This is a genomic window from Streptococcus cristatus (assembly GCF_003943465.1).
Lineage (GTDB): Bacteria > Bacillota > Bacilli > Lactobacillales > Streptococcaceae > Streptococcus > Streptococcus cristatus_C.
This window is the reverse complement of sequence record NZ_RJPR01000039.1, coordinates 1-649: the sequence shown is the minus strand read 5'-3', so window position 1 is coordinate 649 and position 649 is coordinate 1. Positions and strand designations below refer to the sequence as shown.

General features: G+C 47.0%; 1 protein-coding gene. It reads right to left on the bottom strand.

Annotation, left to right across the window (positions count from 1 at the left end):
* A partial coding sequence (locus D8793_RS12000) for a mucin-binding protein (RefSeq protein ID WP_446677600.1) occupies positions 1-649 on the bottom strand: 649 nt, incomplete at both ends.

Below are 649 nucleotides of genomic sequence, written 5' to 3'. Positions count from 1 at the left end.
TGGATCACTTGGAATTGGTGGTGGGTTGTAACCCTTGCTTGGATCGCTCGGATCTTTCGGTGTCAATGGTGTTGTGCCATCTGGGCCTACTGGTGTAGTGCCTGGTACATGTGGAATCACTGGAAGATCAGTACCTGGTTTGCTTGGATCTGTTGGATCGTTTGGATATGGAAGATTTGGAACTTTTGGAAGTCCGTCTGGTACATTTGGTACATATGAACCAAGTTTGCTGTACTTAACTGTTTCTTCNCTATCCTTATCATCAGGAGTGACTGTCTTCGCTGCGACATTGGCCTTATCTGCCACGAATCCAGTNACGACTGGTGTAGCTTCTTGTGCCAATTCTTTCGTAGCTGGTGTCCATGCAGTGAAGGTTTCAACGCCAGTTACACGGTTGCGTTCACCTGTACGTGTGAAGGCTGCTTCTTGAGTCACAGGAGCTTTCAGAGCTGGACGACCCGCTGTTTGACCATCTGCGTATTCGTACTTGATCGTACGTGATACTTTCTTGTTGAGCTTAGCTGGGTCTGTAATCTTCTCTGTACCTTGACGAAGAGTAACGGTGAAGGTTTGATCCTTCTTATCGTCATTATCGAAGGTCTTAGGTCCTGCGAACTCATCTGTTACAACTTCGTAACCCTTGTCTGTC